General features: G+C 51.4%; 17 protein-coding genes. 1 reads left to right on the top strand and 16 read right to left on the bottom strand.

Annotated features, from left to right (window positions below):
- Positions 1-12 precede the first annotated feature (12 nt).
- The 7 genes from ACTQ3A_RS04815 to scfA all read right to left on the bottom strand — a co-directional run bounded on the left by ACTQ3A_RS04815 (position 13) and on the right by scfA (position 10,061).
- On the bottom strand, positions 13-645 hold the full coding sequence (locus ACTQ3A_RS04815; RefSeq protein ID WP_441098726.1) for an MBL fold metallo-hydrolase: 633 nt from the start codon (positions 643-645) through the stop codon (positions 13-15).
- A 129-nt stretch (positions 646-774) separates the two neighbouring features.
- Complete coding sequence (locus tag ACTQ3A_RS04810) at positions 775-3,129, bottom strand: RelA/SpoT family protein (RefSeq protein WP_441494187.1); 2,355 nt, start codon at positions 3,127-3,129, stop codon at positions 775-777.
- A 105-nt stretch (positions 3,130-3,234) separates the two neighbouring features.
- Positions 3,235-3,759, bottom strand: coding sequence for an adenine phosphoribosyltransferase (locus tag ACTQ3A_RS04805; protein WP_441098728.1), 525 nt, complete (start codon positions 3,757-3,759; stop codon positions 3,235-3,237).
- Between the two features lie 240 nt (positions 3,760-3,999).
- On the bottom strand, positions 4,000-5,742 hold the full coding sequence (gene recJ / locus ACTQ3A_RS04800; RefSeq protein ID WP_441494186.1) for a single-stranded-DNA-specific exonuclease RecJ: 1,743 nt from the start codon (positions 5,740-5,742) through the stop codon (positions 4,000-4,002).
- A gap of 334 nt (positions 5,743-6,076) precedes the next feature.
- Positions 6,077-8,386 carry a protein translocase subunit SecD gene (gene secD, locus ACTQ3A_RS04795; protein WP_441494185.1) on the bottom strand — a complete coding sequence of 770 codons (2,310 nt, stop codon included), beginning with the start codon at positions 8,384-8,386 and terminating at the stop codon, positions 6,077-6,079.
- Between the two features lie 31 nt (positions 8,387-8,417).
- Positions 8,418-9,812 carry a thioether cross-link-forming SCIFF peptide maturase gene (gene scfB, locus ACTQ3A_RS04790; protein ID WP_441494184.1) on the bottom strand — a complete coding sequence of 465 codons (1,395 nt, stop codon included), beginning with the start codon at positions 9,810-9,812 and terminating at the stop codon, positions 8,418-8,420.
- A gap of 102 nt (positions 9,813-9,914) precedes the next feature.
- On the bottom strand, positions 9,915-10,061 hold the full coding sequence (gene scfA / locus ACTQ3A_RS04785) for a six-cysteine ranthipeptide SCIFF (protein ID WP_441098732.1): 147 nt from the start codon (positions 10,059-10,061) through the stop codon (positions 9,915-9,917).
- Positions 10,062-10,462: 401 nt separating this feature from the next.
- Between scfA and ACTQ3A_RS04780 the strand changes: the two genes are divergently transcribed.
- Positions 10,463-11,701, top strand: coding sequence for a class I SAM-dependent rRNA methyltransferase (locus ACTQ3A_RS04780; protein ID WP_441494205.1), 1,239 nt, complete (start codon positions 10,463-10,465; stop codon positions 11,699-11,701).
- Between the two features lie 248 nt (positions 11,702-11,949).
- On the opposite strand, the gene ACTQ3A_RS04775 is transcribed toward ACTQ3A_RS04780, so the two are convergent.
- The 9 genes from ACTQ3A_RS04775 to ACTQ3A_RS04735 form a co-directional block, all read right to left on the bottom strand.
- Complete coding sequence (locus tag ACTQ3A_RS04775; RefSeq protein ID WP_441098733.1) at positions 11,950-12,756, bottom strand: energy-coupling factor ABC transporter ATP-binding protein; 807 nt, start codon at positions 12,754-12,756, stop codon at positions 11,950-11,952.
- A gap of 41 nt (positions 12,757-12,797) precedes the next feature.
- On the bottom strand, positions 12,798-13,610 hold the full coding sequence (locus tag ACTQ3A_RS04770) for an energy-coupling factor transporter transmembrane component T family protein (protein WP_441494183.1): 813 nt from the start codon (positions 13,608-13,610) through the stop codon (positions 12,798-12,800).
- Positions 13,611-13,941: 331 nt separating this feature from the next.
- Complete coding sequence (gene cbiM / locus ACTQ3A_RS04765; protein WP_441475627.1) at positions 13,942-14,985, bottom strand: cobalt transporter CbiM; 1,044 nt, start codon at positions 14,983-14,985, stop codon at positions 13,942-13,944.
- 110 nt (positions 14,986-15,095) lie between these two features.
- Entirely contained in the window at positions 15,096-15,755 is a 660-nt protein-coding gene (locus ACTQ3A_RS04760; protein ID WP_441475628.1) for a DUF3786 domain-containing protein, read from the bottom strand.
- A gap of 12 nt (positions 15,756-15,767) precedes the next feature.
- Positions 15,768-16,133: a metal-sensing transcriptional repressor gene (locus tag ACTQ3A_RS04755; RefSeq protein WP_441494182.1), complete on the bottom strand. Its 366-nt coding sequence runs from the start codon at positions 16,131-16,133 to the stop codon at positions 15,768-15,770.
- Between the two features lie 159 nt (positions 16,134-16,292).
- Complete coding sequence (locus tag ACTQ3A_RS04750; protein WP_441494181.1) at positions 16,293-16,841, bottom strand: hypothetical protein; 549 nt, start codon at positions 16,839-16,841, stop codon at positions 16,293-16,295.
- A gap of 572 nt (positions 16,842-17,413) precedes the next feature.
- Positions 17,414-19,045 (bottom strand): putative polysaccharide biosynthesis protein, encoded by a 1,632-nt coding sequence (locus tag ACTQ3A_RS04745; RefSeq protein WP_441494180.1) that lies wholly within the window; start codon positions 19,043-19,045, stop codon positions 17,414-17,416.
- The gene (locus tag ACTQ3A_RS04740) at positions 19,042-19,218 is read right to left on the bottom strand and encodes a hypothetical protein (RefSeq protein WP_441495254.1); all 177 of its coding nucleotides are present in this window, start codon (positions 19,216-19,218) and stop codon (positions 19,042-19,044) included. The genes ACTQ3A_RS04745 and ACTQ3A_RS04740 overlap by 4 nt, the downstream gene beginning before the upstream one ends.
- The gene (locus ACTQ3A_RS04735) at positions 19,215-19,898 is read right to left on the bottom strand and encodes a uracil-DNA glycosylase (RefSeq protein ID WP_441475633.1); all 684 of its coding nucleotides are present in this window, start codon (positions 19,896-19,898) and stop codon (positions 19,215-19,217) included. Before ACTQ3A_RS04735 ends, ACTQ3A_RS04740 begins: the two co-directional genes overlap by 4 nt.
- Positions 19,899-19,909 lie beyond the last annotated feature (11 nt).

Here is a 19,909-nt window from a genome sequence, read left to right as displayed (position 1 = left end):
CCTCATTTCCGGTCACCGGGCGAGCGGATTATACTTCCGTTCACGGGCAATCGTCGTAAACATCTCATGGCCGGTATAAACGGCGGTATCCGGCGGAATTTCTCTCAAAATGCGTTGAACGCTTTCCTCCATATCATGACTGCTTCCGGTCGGAAGGTCAGTTCTTCCGTAGGATTCACAAAACAGAGTGTCGCCGCTGAACAGCGCTTTCTCCTCCGGGAAATAATAACAGCAGCTCCCTATGGTATGTCCCGGGGTGTGATATACGTGAATCTCAAAACCTGCGAGCCGCAGAATGTCTCCGTCCTTCACATAACGATCCGCTTCAAGCGTGACCGGAGATGCCCAGGAGCCAGAAAGATTCTTCGACGTATCCATCAGAACCTCTTTTTCATGCTCCTCGGCATAAACCATGATTCCATATTTTGCGCGAAGCGCCGCACAGGCGCCGATATGATCAAAATGGCCGTGTGTCAGCAGAATGGCTGCCGGCTTCCCATCCATTTCCCCGGCTTTCCGCGTGATACGATCCGGACTGTCCGCAGGATCCACCACCAGAAGTTCGCCTGTCGTCTTGTTTTTCACCAGATATACATTGGTCTGGACCATGCCGAGAACCATGCTCTGTACTTCCATCTCAGACATAAATCTTCTCCTGCTCTGTATAAAACGAGATAAAACACGCTGCGCGAGTTTTATCTCGCTATCGCGACGCTCGCCGCACACGAATACTTCGCATTCGGCTGCGGCTCACTGTTCGCGTAAATAAGATTTTTATCCCTTCTGCCGCTCTACGTCCAGAACATTTGGTATCTGACGAAGCTTCTCGGTAAGATCACGCAGCTCATTTGTACTTCTCACATGGAAGGTCATATCGATAGTAGCCGTGCCCTGCTTGCTCGTCCGCACATTCATCGCCGATACATCGATGTCGCGTTCGGTAAAGATCTTGGAAATATCAACCAGAAGTCCCGTGCGGTTGTTCGCGTAAAGCACGATGCTGACAGAATAAGACTCTCCCTTGTCCTGCTCCGGTGCCCATTCCGCTTCGATCAGCCTGCTTCGTTCCGCCTCCGGGAGGTTCATGATGTTGATGCAGTCTGTCCTATGGATGGTAATCCCCCGGCCCCGCGTCACAAATCCGACGATTTCGTCTCCCGGAATCGGGCTGCAGCACTTGGAAAAACGCACCGCGACGTCATGAATGCCCCGTACAGTTATCCCGCCCTTGTGCTTCAGAACCTCAGGATCATTCACACCTGCCTTATCCTGAGACTGCGCGTTCGCCGCGGCCGCGTCCAGAACATCCTGATCGGTCATCTGCATCTTGCGGTCCCGCTCCATGCACTCAACCAGCTTGTTCATGACCTGGCCTTCCTTCAGGCCGCCATGCCCGATCGCTGCCAGAACGGAATCCCAGTCCTGAAAGCCATACTTGTGCATCACCTTTTCGATGTAAGCCGGCTTCAGAAGATCACTGATCGTCCGCCCCTTCGAATGGGCATAACTGGTCAGAAGTTCCTTCCCGCGGAGAATATTGTCTTCCTTCTTCTCTTCCCGGAACCATTTGTTGATGCGGTTCTTCGCCTGTGTGCTCTTCACGACCTTCAGCCAGTCTCGGCTTGGTCCCTTTGAGTTCTGCGAGGTTATGATCTCGACACGGTCGCCGTTGTGAAGCTCGGTCTCGATGGGAACAAGCTTACCATTCACTCTGGCACCGACCATCCGGTTCCCGACCGCAGAATGTACCGAATAGGCAAAGTCAATGGTACAAGACCCCGCCGGCAGTGTCTTCACATCGCCGGCCGGTGAGAACACATAGACATTTTCATTAAACAGATTCAGATCACTTTTCAGAAGGCTCATGAACTCTCTGTTGTCCGACAGATCCTGCTGCCATTCCAGAATCTGACGCAGCCAGTTCAACTTCTCCTCTTCCTGCTCAGGCCCCGGCGTCTTGCCGTCCGATGCCTCCTTGTATTTCCAATGCGCAGCAATACCATATTCCGCCACCCGGTGCATCTCGAAGGTCCGGATTTGTATCTCAAACGGGGTTCCGTTCGGTCCGATCAGCGTCGTATGAAGAGACTGATACATATTCGGCTTCGGCATGGCAATATAATCCTTGAAGCGTCCGGGAACCGGGGTGTACATCTCATGAATGACCCCGAGAGCAGCATAACAGTCCTTCACCGTCTCCACAATGATGCGAACCGCAAACAGATCGTAGATCTGATCCAGCGTCTTGTGCTGGTTGACCATTTTCTTGTAGATGCTGAAGAAATGCTTGGCTCTTCCGTAAATCTGTGCCTCAATTCCGGCATCTTCAATCTGAACTCTTACTTCCTCGACGATTTCCTCGACAAAGGCTTCTCGCTCGGATTTCTTCTGATTAATCTGGTGCACGAGATCATAGTATGCCTCCGGCTCCAGATATTTCAGGGAGAGGTCATCCAGCTCATTCTTGATTTTCGCAAGACCGAGTCTCTGCGCGATGGGGGAATAGATATCGATGGTTTCTCTGGCCTTTTCCAGCTGCTTCTCAGGCCGCATATACTGCAGTGTCCGCATGTTATGCAGGCGGTCCGCCAGCTTGACCATGATGACGCGGATATCCTTCGCCATAGCCAGAAACATCTTACGCAGATTCTCTGCCTGCTCCTCCACCTTGTCCGCCGAATAGCTCAGCTGACCGAGCTTCGTCACGCCGTCTACGATCAGTGCAACTTCATCGCCGAAAAGTTCGGCGACCTGTTCCTTGGTAAGCACTGTATCCTCAACAACATCATGAAGCAGCCCTGCGGCAATGGACTCCTTATCCAGTTCAAGATCCGCAAGAATGATGCCAACGCAAAGGGGATGAATGATGTACGGCTCGCCGGATTTTCTCTTCTGATCCTTATGAGCATCCGACGCAACCCTGTACGCCTTCTCAATCATGGACAAATCCGTAGAAGGATGGTATTTTTTGACGCTCCGGACCAGTTCCTCATAGAGCTTTTCCGGAGACGAGAAATCTTCCATGGTCTTGAGGCTTGCATCAACCTCTGCCACATCCTTCTTCAGCTTTTCATCTTCCCTGCGCAGCTTTTCTCTATCGATCGGGTTTAATTTCTGCGTGTTATCCATATGATGTTCTCCAGACCCCGCATACCGGAAAAGCGGGGCAAAATGCCTTTCACACGTTTCCCCCGCTATCGCAAAGCTCCTGTAAACAAAAATCAGCCGCGGAAATTATTTTCCTTCATAAATAATGGCAGAATCAATATCATACTTTGACAGGCGCTCTCTTCCCTTAAGTCCGGCAAGCTCCATGACAAAAATCATTTTGACCACTTCTCCGCCAAGTCTCTCAACCAGATGCGCGGCTGCCTCGATCGTGCCGCCGGTCGCAATCAGGTCATCGACAAGCACAACCTTCTGCCCCGGCCGGATGGAATCCTTATGGATTTCGATCGTCGCCTGACCATACTCAAGATCGTAGGTCTCCGAAATTGTCTCCCTCGGAAGCTTGCCCTTCTTGCGGATGAGCACAAAAGGCTTGTGCAGGTTATACGCGATCGGCATACCGAAGATAAATCCCCTGGACTCAGTTCCGGCGATTACATCCACATCCAATCCTTCAAGAAACTTCTGAAGTGTATTAATGGCAAGCTGCAGGCCGTCCGCGTCGTCAAGGATACTGGTGATATCTCTGAACATAATACCCGGTTCCGGAAAATCCGGAATTGTAGTTACATAATCTTTTAACTCTTTCATCCTGTTTTATCTCCTGTTCTGTCTTCTTCGGGTGACCGTAAACCTCAGTATAGCATCAAATTTCTGCCGCCGCAATATTTACTGCCCTCACGTACACACGCCGTTACCGTTGTTACTGTTTCTGTAACGAGATAAAACACGCTGCGCGAGTTTTATCTCGCTATCGTGACGCTCGCCGCACACTAATACTTCGCATTCGGCTGCGGCTCACTGTTCGCGTAAATAAAACAGTCATTATCCTCACCGATAAGACAGAATACGTACCTGAAGACGGTTTCTTCCCTGCCAGGTATCAATCTCCGGATAATAGGTAACCGATATCGTCCGTCCGGACGCGCTGCGGACGAACTCGTCTGCATCACCGAACCAGACGGCGTCAATCCTGTATCCGTTCCGGTCTGACAGCTTCATCTTGCACACATTCCGGTTTTTCCCGAATACTCTGGGCGACTGAATTTGCATCTGACTCTCCGCGAAAACAGGCCGACTATTCCCCTTGCCGCACGGCTCCAGCATTTTCATCTGCCGGATCAGATCCTCCCGTATGTAGGAAACCGGCATTGCAACATCGATGACCGTCTTTGGCGTCAGCTGCTCCGGGGTGAGGGTACAGACCTCGTTAATTCTTCTGCGGAATTCCCCGACCTTTTCTGCAGGAAGAGACACGCCTGCAGCCATGGGGTGCCCGCCGAATTTTGTAAATACATCGCGAACCCTGCAGAGTTCCTCATACATCGAATAGGTTTCAATGGAACGTCCGGATCCTTTGACCTCATCGGTGCCGGTAAGTACAAAAGCCGGCCTGTAGTAATGCTCCCTAAGCCGTCCGGCGATGATGCCGGCCAGGCTCTGATGGCATTCCGGAAGATATACGACAAGAACCCTGTCCTTCTTCAGATCGGAGCTCTCCACCATCTCGAGTGCCGTCTCCAGTCCTTCTGCCGTCATATCCTTTCGGCTGGCATTCAGGCTGACCAGATCGGCTGCCAGCTCTTCCGCTTCCTTCCGGCTGTCCGTCAGGAGCATCCGAAGTGCCCGCTCGGCGCTGTCCAGCCTGCCACTCGCGTTCAGGCATGGTCCGAGGATAAAACCGATGTGATAGGTTCCGATTTCCTCCTTTTCCAGCCCGCATTGCTCTGCGAGTGCACAGAGGCCCGGATTTGCAGTCCGATGCAGACGTTTCAGTCCCTCCCGCACCAAAATACGGTTTTCATCTCTCAGATCCATCACATCACCGACGGTTGCAATCGCCGCGAATTCCAGAAGCTTGTCTTTCTCCTCCTCACGGTTCGCAATATCTGCCTGGTCGTACATGTAACAGATCAGCTTAAATGCAACTCCTGCTCCGCAGAGACCGTCAAAGGGATAAGAATCATCTGCGCGGTGCGGATTGATCACCGCATCTGCCGGAGGAAGCAGATATTCCATTTCTCCATTCTCCGTCTCCCGAAATGGGATGGCATGATGATCCGTCACAACAGCTTTCATTCCAAGTTCATGGGCCAGACGGATCTGTTCTGCCGCGGCGATCCCATTATCACAGGTAACAATCAGATTAATGCCGTCCTCATGAGCGTCCCGCACAAGGCTTTCATTCAGACCATATCCGTTCCGGATACGGTCCGGTATTCTCACCGACACATCCGCTCCCAGTATTCTGAGACCGGTGACCAAAATGCAGGACGACATGATCCCATCGATGTCATAGTCTCCGATAATCCGGATCTTCTGCCTGTCTCGTATTGCGTCAAAGATGACTCCGCTGCCTCTCTCCATGTCCTTCATGCGTGACGGATCATACAGGTCAGACAGCCCTCCGTCCAGATATTTCCGGATTTTTCTATCCGCAACTTCCGGATCATCCTTCTCCGTAAAGACATCGCGATTACGAATCAGCCGCACGATAACCGGATCCAGATGAAGTCTTCTCCCGATACCGCCAAAATCCGCCCGTTTTGCGGCGACCACCCACTTCTCTTCCATTCTTCTTTCCTTTCGGGGATTGTTTGTGTACAGTAACGGCCATACGATAAGTCGTGCCACACACTGTATAAGTCCCCGCGTCACTTCGCTGCTTCGCAGCTTCCGTGCCGCTAACAGGCATTCACACTTCCGTGCCGCTTACGCGTCACTTCGTGCTCATACCTGTTGTCGTCGCTAATATTCTTGCCCACTGGTGAGCAAGCTCCCCGTGGGTCAAAAACATTGCGACTGGACTTATACAGTAAGACAGGCACCCGGACCCTGTCCGGATGCCTGCCGTCTGTTCTGCCGTCGGACGGAAGCCACTGCCCTCGTCCTCTCAGAGTTTTATGATTCAGAACTTTCTGTTTCTGCCTTTCTTCGGCTTCACGCTTGAAAGCTCACTCCTGTCCTTTTTGACATGTTTCTTTCTGCCGGTCCCGGGAACATCTGAAGAATCTCCCGATGCCTTCTTCTCTCCTCCTGCGGTCCTGCCTGACGCTCCCTGTGCGGCGGGTGCAAGATCGTTCCTTCCATTCCTGGTCTTCATCATGTACCAGAGCGGTCCGGTGATAAAGATGGAAGAATACGCGCCGGCTACCAGACCGATAATGATCGGAAGCGCAAACGAACGCACCGAGCTTACTCCCATGATAAACAGCACCACAATGGTGATAAGAGTTGTGATGTTGGAGTACAGGCTTCGGGTCAGCGTCTGTGTAATGGACGCGTTAACGATTTCCTTGTAGCTGGTTCCCCTCATGATCGGGATATTCTCACGGACACGATCAAAGATAACGATGGTCGAGTTAATGGAATATCCGAGGATCGTAAGCATGACGGCGATGAATGTACTTCCCACCGCAGCTCTTGACCACACATAAAAGGCAACGACTACCAGGATATCATGACACAGCGCCAGAACCGCGCTGGATGCGAAACGGATATCACGGAACCGGACAAAGATATAGAAGAGCATGCAGATAACGGATATGATAACCGCAAGAATCGCATTTCTCCTCATTTCTCCGGAAATCGTGGAAGAAATATTCTCCGCTGTAATCTTTGACTCATCGATCGTGCTGAAGTTCTTGGCAAGAGCATCATTCAGTGCCTGCCTTTCGTCGGCATCAAGCTCTGTGGTCTTGATCACGACCTGGTTGCTGCCGGATATCTTCTGGAACTGTACGTCGCTGTTGCCGGTTACTTTCGAAACCACCGGAGCGACTTCATTGTCCAGATCGGTCAGACTCATCTCCTTTCCGAAATCAACCGTAGTAGCAGTTCCACCGATGAAATCCAGGCTGTAATTCATCGCGCGCTTTCCCTTTGCACTGTACATGATCATGCCGACCGGTACAGAAATCATCAGGATAAGGCCGATGGTCATGGTAACGGCTCTCTTCTCAACGAAACGGAAGTTTTTCTTGTGTGTCGTTGTTCCGTAGAAGCGCGTATTCCGGATTCCGACCCCGTAAAATGCGTAGCTCAGCCATCTGGAGATCGCAAGAGCCGTGAACATGGAAAGGATTGTTCCGATTGCCAGTGTCGTAGCGAATCCGCGGATCGTACCGGTTCCCATAATATAAAGCACAGCAGCCGCGATCAGAGTAGTGATCTGTCCGTCAAAAATTGCGGAAAACGCCTTGTGGAAGCCGGCCTTCAGCGCCCGATAGAGAGTTACACCGGTTGCCAGCTCTTCTCTTACACGCGTGTAAATGATGACATTCGCGTCCACTGCCATTCCTATGGTCAGAATCAGACCCGCGATACCAGGCAGCGTAAGTGTCAGATCAAAGGCGTTCATGAAGCCGAGGTCAAGGAAGGTGAAGATGACCAGAGCCCAGGCGGCCGCCACACCCGACATCCGGAAAATGATGATCATAAACAGCGCCACCAGCAGAAGTCCGATGATGCCGGCAGTAATACTCGTTGTCAGTGCCTCCTGACCGAGAGACGCTCCGACTACGTTCGAGTAAATCTCCTTCAGTTCCAGGGACAGAGAACCGATACGGATGAAGGACGCAAGCTTCTGTGCCTCCTCCAGGGAACTCATGCCGGTGATCTGTGCCTTTCCGCCGCTGATTTCATTCTGTACGGTCGGCGAGCTTACCGTCTGACCATCGTAGATAATGGAAATCTGCTTGCCTATGTTCGCAGCGGTCGCCTTCTGGAATTTCTCTGCTCCCGCGCTTGTCATTGTCAGCTCAACGACATACTCTCGCGCGCCCGTGCTCTGCTTCGTCGTGGACACACCCTGTGCGTCCGCGATATCCGTACCCTCGAGCACCGTGTTGCCGCTCCCGTCCTGGAATGTCAGGGAACCCGGTGTTCCGAGTGCGTCCAGAATCTCATTCGCGTTTGTGACGCCCGGAATTTCGACGTTGATCCGGTTAAGACCCTGCTGATATACATTCGCCTCGGTGCTGTATGTGGTCACCCTCTGCTGAAGTTTGTAGATGGTGTCCGACATGTCCTCCGCGGACGGATTAGATTCCGTCGCCTCATATGTGATGCTGACGCCTCCGGAAAGATCAAGTCCGGTCCGGATATTCTTCATTGCTCCTGTGTGGTGGCTTCCCCATCCGAATATTACCGTATATCCGAGAAGCACTGTTAGAACGGCTGTGATAATCAGCACCGCTATGCTCTGTTTCTTTTTCATCTCTTTTTCCCTCTTGTTACAATTTCTTTTATCAATCTGTCCCGTCTATCTTCATCTCGGTGTTGCCCTCGTCATCCGCGAGAGCGGCCTTGATCATCAGTGCGCACTCTACCCGCTTTCTCTGAAGCTCGCAGCCGATTCTGTAAACGTCGTTGATTCCCCCGGTAAAATTATAGGAATTCGCCGCGCAGCCGCCGGAACAGTAAAATCTTGAGAAGCACGCCGTGCATTCCGGCTTGGAATATACATTTACCTTCTTGAATTCCTGTACAAGATCCGGGCGGAGAATTCCCTCATCCACATTTCCCAGAATAAAGTCCGGATTGCCGTCGAACTGATGACAGGGATAGAGCTCTCCCCAAGGGGAAACCGCCAGATATTCTCCTCCGGATCCGCAGCCTGAGAGCCTCTTGTATACACAGGGCCCGCCGGAGAGATCAATCATGAAGTGGAAGAAATTGAAGCCTCTTCCCTCCTTCGCGCGCCGGATCATCTCCTTTGCGAGAATGTCATACTGCTCGCAGATCTTCGGAATATCCTCTTCACGAATTGCATAATCCTCGGTTGGCGGTGCCACAACCGGCTCCATCGAGATCTGCTTGAAGCCGAGATCCGCAAGAGAAAGAACATCCGCCGCAAAGTCAAGATTATAATGAGTAAAGGTCCCTCTTACATAGTACTTGTCCTGATGTCTTCTCTCCGCCCATTCCTGGAATTTCGGGATGATGACATCATAGCTTCCCTTTCCCCCGCGGAAGGGGCGCATGTGATCATGAACCGATTTCCTGCCATCTACGGACATTACCACATTGCCCATCTCACGGTCACAGAAATCCATGATTTCTTCATTGACAAGGACACCATTCGTGGTCAGCGTGAACCGGAACTTCTTGTTGCATTCCTTCTCTCTGGATCTGCCATATGCAACGAGGTCCTTGACCACCTGCCAGTTCATGGTCGGTTCTCCGCCGAAGAAATCCACCTCAAGATTGTGCCGGTTTCCGGAGCTTCGGATCAGAAAATCCAGAGCCTTCCGTCCGACCTCGTATGACATCAGTCCGCGCTTTCCGTGATATTCGCCTTCATCCGCAAAACAGTAGCGGCAGGCGAGGTTACAGTCGTGAGCGATCTGAAGGCACAGAGCCTTCACTACAGTAGGACGCTCCGAAAAATGCTCGATGGCTCCCCGGTAGGAATCCTCTGAAAACAGCATTCCCTGGCGTTTCAGCATATCACATTCGCTGATTGCCTCCGAGATATCTGACGTATCATATCTTCCGGAAAGCTCCTGCTGGATCTCATCCGCACTCTTTCCCTGATCCATCCGTTCAAGGACATCGTAGGTGAGATCATCAATGACATGAACCGATCCGCTGTTCACGTCCAGGCAGATATTGTATCCGTTGTTTTTATATAAATGTATCAAAAATGCTCTCCTAACTTTCATCTGGTCTTACAAGAAGAAGGTGTTCCCGCTCCGGCTGGAACAGGAACACCTCATCATTGTACTTGTTCGGTTATGCAAAAATTACTTCGCTGCATGCTCGCAGGTCTGATTGCCTACTGTGCAGGATGTCTTGCATGCAGACTGACAGGATGTCTGGCACTCGCCACATCCGCCGTCCTTAACTGAGTTCTGAAGATTTCTTGTATTTAATGTTTTAATATGCTTCATTTTCTGCCTCCTCGTTATTCGCATACCTGTTTCCGGTATTTCCAATTGATTATATCATAGCAAAGACTGTTTTAAAAGGTTTTTTTATCTATGCTTCATCCGGGTTCATCCGGGTTAACAAGCCTCCTTCCGGTAAGCCTCCGCTCAATGGAAGGGGCAGTTCATACGACTTGTTATTTACTATAGCCTATGTTAGAATTCGAATAAATTCAGGTGCATTTTAAAAATTTCACGCGAGTTGAAGATCGTTCATGGAAGGCACCCGGATATTGACGCAGAAGCAAAATCAGCTGTGCCAGGCGGCAGAGCATTCCCATGCGATAGAATATTTCATTTCCGGAGATACAGGAGGCAGAATGAGCGAAATCAAAGAAGTCCAACAGCTTGAGAATATACTTGACATGACGATAGATACAGAATCGGAACATGATCTGGCCGAAGGCGCATCTGTTACCCTGAAAAAGGGAGAAGGCAGGACCTTGAAAAAGGGAGGCTTCTGGGTATTCGACAATGAGGTTGCCGCCGTTGCCGGAAGCTTCACGAACGGAGGCATTGTCTGCGTTCAGGACTTTGACGGGTATTTTATGGGCTATGGTTTTATCAATACCGTTTCAAGGATACGAATCCGGATGCTTACAAGAAGAAAGGACGAGAAGGTCACTCCCGCACTCCTGAAGGAAAGAGTCCGGGCGTCGTGGAATTACCGGAAGCAGGTGATTGATACCTCCAGCTGCCGGATCATCTTCGGAGATGCGGACGGTCTGCCCGGTCTGACCGTCGATAAATACGAGGACATCCTCGTTGTGGAATCCCTGGCACTTGGTATCGACCGTCTGAAGGATCTCATATTGAAGGCGCTGGTCGAAGTGCTGAAAGAGGACGGCATCCGGATCCGCGGCATCTTTGAGCGAAGCGATGCCAGGGTGCGTGAAAAGGAAGGGCTGCCGAGAATCAAAGGTTTCCTCTCTGCTCCCTTTGACACAAATGTCCGCATCACAGAAAACGGCATCCGCTATATAGTAGACGTTCGCGACGGCCAGAAGACCGGATTCTTTCTGGATCAGAAGCTGAACCGGAAAGCCATCTGGCCCATCTGCCGGAACGCGGAGGTTCTCGACTGTTTCACACACACCGGCTCCTTCGGACTGAACGCGGCGTCTGCCGGCGCAAAGCACGTTCTCTCGGTAGATGCGTCAGATACGGCCATCGAGCAGGCCAGAAAAAACGCCGAAATCAACGGCCTGGCCGACCGGATTGATTATCAGGTTGCCGATGTCTTCGATCTCCTTCCGGAGCTCGAAAAAGAAGGCAGGCAGTTCGACGTCGTAATCCTGGATCCGCCCGCATTCACAAAATCAAGGAATTCCATCAAGGCTGCCGCAAAGGGCTACCGCGAAATCAACCTCCGGGGAATGCGCCTGGTAAAGGACGGCGGATTCCTTGCGACCTGTTCCTGCTCCCACTTCATGGATCAGGAGCTCTTTGCCCGGACTATTGCCCAGGCAGCCAGAGATGCTCATGTCCGTCTCCGCCAGGCTGAATTCCGCACCCAGGCTCCGGATCATCCGATCCTGTTTGGGGCGGAAGACGACTCCTACTACCTGAAATTTTATATTTTTCAGGTACTTCGTGAGTACTAAAGCGTCCTTCAGCATGGGTGGTTCGCACGCAGATCTGCTGTCGAAGGAAAGCCGCCACGCAACAGAACTGGAAGCGAAAAAGCTTCAGCATGGGTGGTTCACATGCAGATCTGCAGTCCTGTACACCGCTCCCCTAACAGCTCAGACCGCGTACCGGGTGTCCGCTTAAGCACAGGGAATGGCACAGATCACGTACCGGATGCTTGCTTATCACCAGGAATGGCGCAAATCCTGAAGCAGGCGCCGGATCACAGATCTCCGGACAGTTCTTCCTCCGTGTGCGTATGGTGTTCAATTCCCTCCTCCACAAGCATTTCTTCCTCCTCCGACTTCGGATGAAGGACGTGGCAGTGCCTGTGTGTGTGGTAAAACACCTGAAGCTCTTCGGCTTCATGCTCTTCATTAAAAAAGATATGCCGGTCCGCGAGATGTTCCGCGAGTTCCTCATTATGTGTCGCGATGATCATCGTTTTCCCTGCTTTCTTCAGCTTCAGAAGAAACGAAATCAGCCACTCCTGGGCGGGACGGTCCAGTCCCGCCAGCGGCTCATCAAGCACCAGGATCTCCGGATTCATTGAGAGGATACAGGCGATTGCGACCTTCTTCTTCTCGCCTCCGCTCAAATGATAGGGTGCCCGGTCTCTGAGCTTATCGATATCCAGAAGCCGGATCACATCATCTACCCGCTGCCTGACAGCTTCCTCATCCAATCCCATTTGCAGAGGTCCGAAAGCGATTTCCTCCTCGACATTTGAACAGAACAGCTGTATATCGGAGTTTTGAAAGACAAAGCCGATTTTCTGGTGAAACCACTTCGCAAATTTATTATTTTTCAGGCTCTCCTCGGAAATTTCTCTTCCCTCGAATAGGTAGCTCCCCTCATTTGCAAAAACAAGACCATTGATCAGCTTCAGAAGCGTGGATTTCCCACTTCCGTTCGCGCCCTCCAGAATGATGGTCTCTCCTCTCCGGATTTCAAGATTGATATACCGCAGCGCAATATGATCCTCGTACGCATAGCAGATATCCTTCAGCTGTAATAATGTATCATTCATCTATTTGTTCCTTTTTTTATTTCGTATCTATCATAAATCGTTCAGGCTGCTGTTTCCAGAAAGAGAAATCCTGCGGTCACTGCCGCCATCAGTAAAATATACAGCACGTCTCTTCCTGCAAACAGATTTTTCCTCATAGAATAATACTCTCCCTCAAATCCTCTGCACTGCATGGCGCCGTACATCTCCTCCGCCATCTCTCTCGACCGCAAAAAGACGCTCCCGAGAACGCCGGACAGCGATCTGCTTTTATCCCTGTTTCTCCCGACGGAGCGAAGCTTCATTGCGGTCAGCATATTCACGCACATGTCCCCGAGTATCACAATGTATTTCAGCGTGATGTCAAATGTGAAGATAAATATGTTCGGTACATGGAAGACTCTGAGTGCGCCTGTCAGCCGATTCCAGGGAGTCGTTACCGACAGAAACGTCAGCATGCTGACAGAAAGAAACACCTTCAGGGAAACCGTGAGCATGGTCGACGGCTGTCCGAGAAAAACTGCCGGGAGAAGGATCAGCATGCTCAGAAGCGCTGCAGTTATCCCGCTTCGAAGAATTCTTCCAAGCTTTTTTGCAGGAAGAAAGCAATACCGCGCAAGGCAAAGAGCCAACATGCAATACAGAAAAAATGCGTTTGTGCAGAGCGCTGTCAGAACGATAAAGTACAGAATGTAGATAATTTTTACCGCCGGGCTAGCTCCCCGCACCCGGATCTTCCCGTCCTCCCGCGCGCTGGACAGAACCCCAATCAGCTTCAGCATCGTTTTTGTGATAAAATTGTCCCGGTCTTCCGGCGGATCGTAATTCTCCTCTGCCGTAAGCCACTCGGGGATTTCATTTTCTTCAGCAGTCATATTATACTCACACTTCCTGATTATAGTCAGTCAGGCCTTCCGATCCTGTCGAACAGACCTGACAGTCATTTTAACCCCACGCGTCCCGTTTGTACAGCAAACGCCCAAACAATAAATGTGCTGCATACTGTATTAAGCCAGCTGCTCCGCTGCTTCGCAGCACTCGCAGCAGCCACTTGTGGCCGGCTTCGTCGATCTGCTGCAGCGTTCACTCCGCCACTTCACACTGTGTGAGCGGATATGGCTCACCGCCCAAAGACTGTGCGGCAGCAGAAATGAGGATCCGACACAAAGTCGCGCGGATCCTCATTCCCGGATATTCTATTTTCTCTCAATCCGCGGATGCCCCGGATACTTTCTTCTTGTGAAAGTCTACCGTCTCCTTCATCGATGCCGCAATGATTCGGAAAATAATGATCAGAAGAAGCACTCCGATCAGTGCGGAAAGAATGTATCCGACTGCATCCGGAAGCCCAGCGATGGAATAATCCGGCAGCAGCGCCTCCAGGGAGAAGCCCTGTGTCATTCCGGCCGGTGTATAGCCGAGTGCTTTTCCGCCACTGACAACCGACGCGATCTCATCGGCGCCCCATTCTCCCCATGCCGTTCCCGTAGCCAGAAGTCCAAGCGGCACCGCACAGATCAATGCCGCCAAAAGGATCGCCAGCGGCTTTACCCCTGCCTTCTTGGCCGTCTGTTCATGTGACGCGTCCGGCAAGATCCCCGGTGAAGTGCGGAGTACATATGCCAGCACAGCAACAGTGAAGATCACCTCGACAATGCCTGCGATAGTGAGATGTCCGAGCATCATTGCCGGTATTGCGATGTTCAGTCCGTACGGGCAGTACAGAGCCTGACCGGACGCCGTGTGGAAGAGCGCAGGCTGGATGCCGAACTCAACGGCCGCGCAGAACGCCGCGGCATTGATGCCGATATAGCTTCCGACTCCTGCAGCCACAAGCCTTCCCTTTTCGGAACTGGTCCGGCTGCGGATCAGACTGTAAATTGCATATCCGAGATACGGAAGGACAAAGGCCATATTGAAGCAGTTGGCCCCAAAAGCCAGAATCCCGCCGTCACCGAAAAGCAGTGCCTGTATCAGCAGAGCGATCGTCACCGAGATACAGGCCGCATTCGGGCCGAGAAGCAGCGCAATCAGCGTTCCCCCTACCGCATGTCCCGTCGTGCCACCAGGCAACGGAACGTTGAACATCATTGCAACAAAGGAGAATGCCGCAGCCACCCCCATCAGAGGCATCTTTGTCTTCGGAATCTCCACCTTGATCTTCTTCACCGCATGTACCCAGACCGGAATCATCACTGCGGTCATCACCGCACAGGTCTGTGGACTTAGATAATTTTCTGGAATGTGCATAAAAGAATCCCCCGTGTCAACTACATATTCCGGCGTGCGGACAGTACCTGCATCACCGTTCACACACAATGATAGTCCCTGCTCCGGTAAAAAAGAAGCTGGGTGGGGGGTTATTTTTTCAGATATTGAAGAACATTTTCGAATGCCTCCATGCAGGTGTCAATGATCTCCGCCAGATCATAGGTGCCGAAAGCCGCCGGAAAATTGCTGGAAAACAGAATCTGTGCCGTTGGCGCAAACTCCTCGTCCCCTCTCCAGAATAAGAAACGAATGGACAGTCCGTCCAGAAATTCAAATTCCCATGCCTCATCTGCGCCGTGAATATGCTCCGCGCCGATATATTCCATAATATCCCCGAATTCATCCAGATGGCTTCCAAACCGTCTGGCAAGACGGCTCAGGCATCGTTCCTCAAACTGCCGCGCATATACCTCGCCGCTGGGCAGTTCCCGGAATGCCATAAATTCCCCATTCTGCGGAAACACTGTCGCGTGAAGAAGATATCTTCCGATCAGGATTCTCCCGGAAGGAAGGCTTTCGAGCCGGTATGGATCCTCTCCATCAGCAGCCTCGATCCTCATGCCGGGATGCGAGACATAGTATTCCTTCCCCATAAAAGAGACGCTGAACCGCTCAAAGATATAGTCAAAAGGAAGTCCGAGTCTGTTTGCGATATGTGTAGGCTCCGTCTCTGCATATTGAGCCTGATAATGCCTGAACAGTTCCTCTTCGGAGACATCTGTCCCGTTCTCTCTGTCGAATGTACTCATTTTCATTTATCCTCACTTGATAAATTGATCAATTGCTCTGTTCAGCTCTTCGATTTCCTTCATGTCTCCGCTCTCAATGGCATCAACCATGCAGTGTTCCAGGTGATCCTTCAGAATCACCTTGCCTGTACTGTTCAGTGCGGACTTGACCGCGGCCAGCTGAATCAGAACATCGCTGCAGTCCCTGCCCTCCTCTACCATTCTCTTCACCATGGTGAGATGACCAATCGCCCTGGAAAGACGATTGACTACCGCTTTCGTATTCTGGTGTGTATGCGTGTGGGTATGTTCGTGGGTATGCGTGATCTCTGTTCCGTCCTCCAGCAAATGCGTGTGCCGGACATTAGACAGAACGGTGTCTTTCTTCTGCTCCGTCATTTTTCCTCCCTTGTGTCCGATGTTCTTCCCAAAAGATAACGGGTCGGCCGTGAAATCCTCAGGTTCACGCGGCAGACCCGTCTCTCTTTTCGTTGCATGACTTCTTCATCCAAATTCCCTCATCCGAATCTCTCCAATGAGGGTTTGATGATATTGAATTTAAATGGTGATAATGCTGCCAAGATCGATATCCTGGCTCATCGTTCTCCGGAATTCCAGATATTCCTCGTGATAGACCGCATTTCTTCTCTCTCTGACACGATGGATCAGGGTGATCGTCAGCGCCCAGAACAAAAGGAATGTCCATACAAACAATACCATGAACGGCGTGATGATATCAATATATCCCGTCGCCGCATTTCCTGCAACGACCGTTACCGCGGGAGCGGTGCTCTGTTCCCCGCCTGCGGCCGTACCCGCATTCTGCTGTTCTGACGAAGCGGTATTTCCATATGCAGCCTGTGTGCCCGCAGATCCGGAGACCGTCTGTGTGCCGGTGGATGCTGAAGCTGCTGCGCCGGAACCGGCAGCCGCAGAAGAAGCAGCGTTCCCGGTGGATGACGACGAATTGCGGACAACCGTTCTGCTCGTTCCTCCGCCTACCAGATCACGCCCGGCTGCAAATACGCTTGTTGCACAGCCAAACATGCTTAATGTAAGCGCAACAGTGATTAATATTTTTGTAACTTTCCTTCTGGCCCCTCTCATTGTAATACTCCCTCTTTCCTCTGTAAAACCAGTCGGGAATCCCTTATATTCTCTGACTGATACCGATTATATCACAGTTCCCGCAGCAAAAAAAGCCTTTATTTTAAGGCTTTTTTACTTTTCTGTCGTATCATGTACAGGTAGTGTCATCTGCATGCAGTCACCACAAGATCTTGCGTAACAACGCGTAAAATTCATTAATATCTCTGTAACAAAATTCCCGGGCGAACATGCCCGGGAATCGGTTATTTACGCGAACAGTGAGCCGCAGCCGAATGCGAAGTATTCGTGTGCGGCGAGCGTCGCGATAGCGAGATAAAACTCGCGCAGCGTGTTTTATCTCGTTGCGCCAGTTTACACTGCAAAAATTTATTTTTCGCTACACGATCCTGAAATATCGAATCGAATATTCCTTCAGCGCAGATCTTAAGCTTATCTTTGGCTGCCCGATCTTGAAACATCAAACCAGATATTGCGGCAATGCGAACTGCGAGAGGGATTGTGCGAAGCTACTCGATTTCATTGAAGCGCTGCACGAGGAGTCCTCAAGCACCGGGAAATTTCTCTCATAATCAGTGATAGATCCGGATCAGCCGCAGGAATTTCACGATTCTCCCTCCCATCGGGAACCGGTACATCTCCTCCTCTGTTGTCTTTGAAATGACGACATAGGATACGAGATAGACAACAATCGCAACCAGAATCGCCACAAGCAGACCGATGAACGGTCTCCTCGTAAGATGGAACAGCGCCGTGTAGATGAGCCAGGCGACAGCCCCCATGATCACGGACGATGCCAGAGGCTCCACATATGTTTTCCGGATCTCGTGCCTTGTTCTTAAGTGTTTCTTCATGGACAGAATGTTCAGGAAGCAGCATACCAGCGAGAAAATGATATTGGAGAGCATAACCGCATAAATATCAAGTCCGGGTCTTGCGAACAGCATAACCGCGAGAGAAGCCAGATTGACAGCAAGCGAAATTCCTGCATTGACCAGAGCCACATGCTGCTTTCCGATCGCCTGAAGCACACCTCCCGTCACAATGGAGAAGGAATCGGTCACAACGAAAACGGAACCGGCAAAGAGCAGCTTCTCCGCCAGCTCGCTCGCCGACGGAAAAAGCACTCCCATGATCGGATTAGCGAGAACCGTCAGTCCGATCATGCACGGAATGCAGATGAACATCGTCAGACGAAGTGTCTGATTTACCTGGCGGTTCAGCTCGTCGAGCTGACCAATTGCGTATTTCCCTGATACCTCGGGCATCATGGCAGAGGTACTGGCGGAGGCCATCGCCAGCGGAATCGAGACAATGGGAACATAATAATTGCTGTATTCTCCGTAGGCAGCAGATATGGAATCCGCAGACATTCCGTTAAATCCCTGGATCGCGGAGTACAGATAGCTGTCCGCATACGCGCTGCAGTTGTAGATAAATGAGGTGAAAATAATCGGCGTAATCATCAGAACAAGCATCTTCAGGATTTCCTGGTAACTCTGTTCTGTGGATCTGCGGTCGTGTGCGATTTTTCTCCGGAAATAGCCTCTGTTCAGCATATACACGAAGGTCATGAACAGAAGTCCGACCAAAACTCCCGCACCGGTTCCGATGGTTCCGCCCATGGCTCCGTATATAGCAGCTCTCGTACCGCCCTCCGGCGCAAGATTGCGGATCAGAATCCATGCCGCCAGAATGCTGACGATCGCGTTCATGATCTGTTCCAGGATTTGCGAGATGGATGTGGGCGTCATCGTCCGGTGTGCCTGAAAATATCCTCTCAATACGCCGAGGATCGCGGAAAGAAAAATCGTCGGTGCCAGTGCGCGAAGCGCTGGAAGAGCATTCTGCTGGTTCTGCGGGAGAAGAATTGCACCGCCGAAAAAACAGATCAGCGCCGTGATACCTCCGACAATAACCGCATAGAGCATGGCTCCCCGGAAGACCTTATGCGCTCCCCTGTACTCCTTCTTTGCAAGCATCTCCGAGATGATCTTTGACGTCGCCATTGGAATGCTGTAGGAAGAGATCAGAAGAAGAATCGAATACAGATTGCTTGCGTATCCATAATATCCAAGTCCGACCGACCCCAGAATACTTCCGAGAGGTCTTCGGTAGAGAAGACCGATGACGCGTGAAATGATGGACGCAATCATCAGAACGGACGCGTTTTTTACGAGTGAGTTTGAGTTTTTCTCTGTCATGGTATCCGTGCTCCTGCTAATATTTCCTGCTCCCGTGCCCGATCCGGCCGGTCTGTATCTCTCATCTCCCGGACCCGGTTCGGCCGGTCTGTATCTCTCATCTCCCGGGCCCGGTCCGGCCGGTCTGCATTTCTCATCTCCCGGGCCCGGTCCGGCCGGTCTGCATTTCTCATTTCCCGGCGATGTTCTCGATCTGCCAGTCAATGGGCTCTATTCCGTTCTCCTCTAGATACCGGTTGGTCTTCGAGAAGGGTCTGCTTCCAAAAAAGCCTCTGTACGCAGACAGCGGGCTGGGGTGCGGCGACTTCAGCACGAGATGCTTCGGATTATAGATCATCTCCGCTTTTCTCTGGGCCGGCTTTCCCCACAGAATGAACACCATCGGCCTGTCCTGATCCGCAAGTACACGGATCGCCGCATCGGTAAACTCCTCCCACCCGATATTCCGGTGAGAATTTGCCTGATGCGCCCGAACCGTCAGAACCGAGTTGAGCATCATAACGCCCTGCTTCGCCCACTTGACCAGATATCCGTTATCCGGAATGTAACACCCGAGATCATCGTGAAGCTCCTGATAGATATTTACAAGGGAAGGGGGGATCTCAATTCCCGGCTTCACGGAAAAAGAGAGCCCGTGAGCCTGTCCCGGCTCATGATACGGATCCTGCCCGAGAATAACTACCTTCACCTGGTCCAGCGGCGTAAAATGAAAGGCATTGAAAATATCTTCTGCCGGAGGATATATCGTTCTCGTCCTGTACTCCTGACTTACGGTAAAAAAGAGTTTTCTGTAATACGGCTTGGAAAATTCCGGTTTCATGGCTTTTTCCCAGCTTCCGGTAAGACCTGCCATCTCCTGCTCCC

It is taken from the genome of Bilifractor sp. LCP21S3_F8 (assembly GCF_052117805.1).
GTDB lineage: Bacteria > Bacillota > Clostridia > Lachnospirales > Lachnospiraceae > Bilifractor.
Note: the sequence above shows the minus strand (reverse complement) of the source record. Positions and strands in the feature narration are given on the sequence as shown.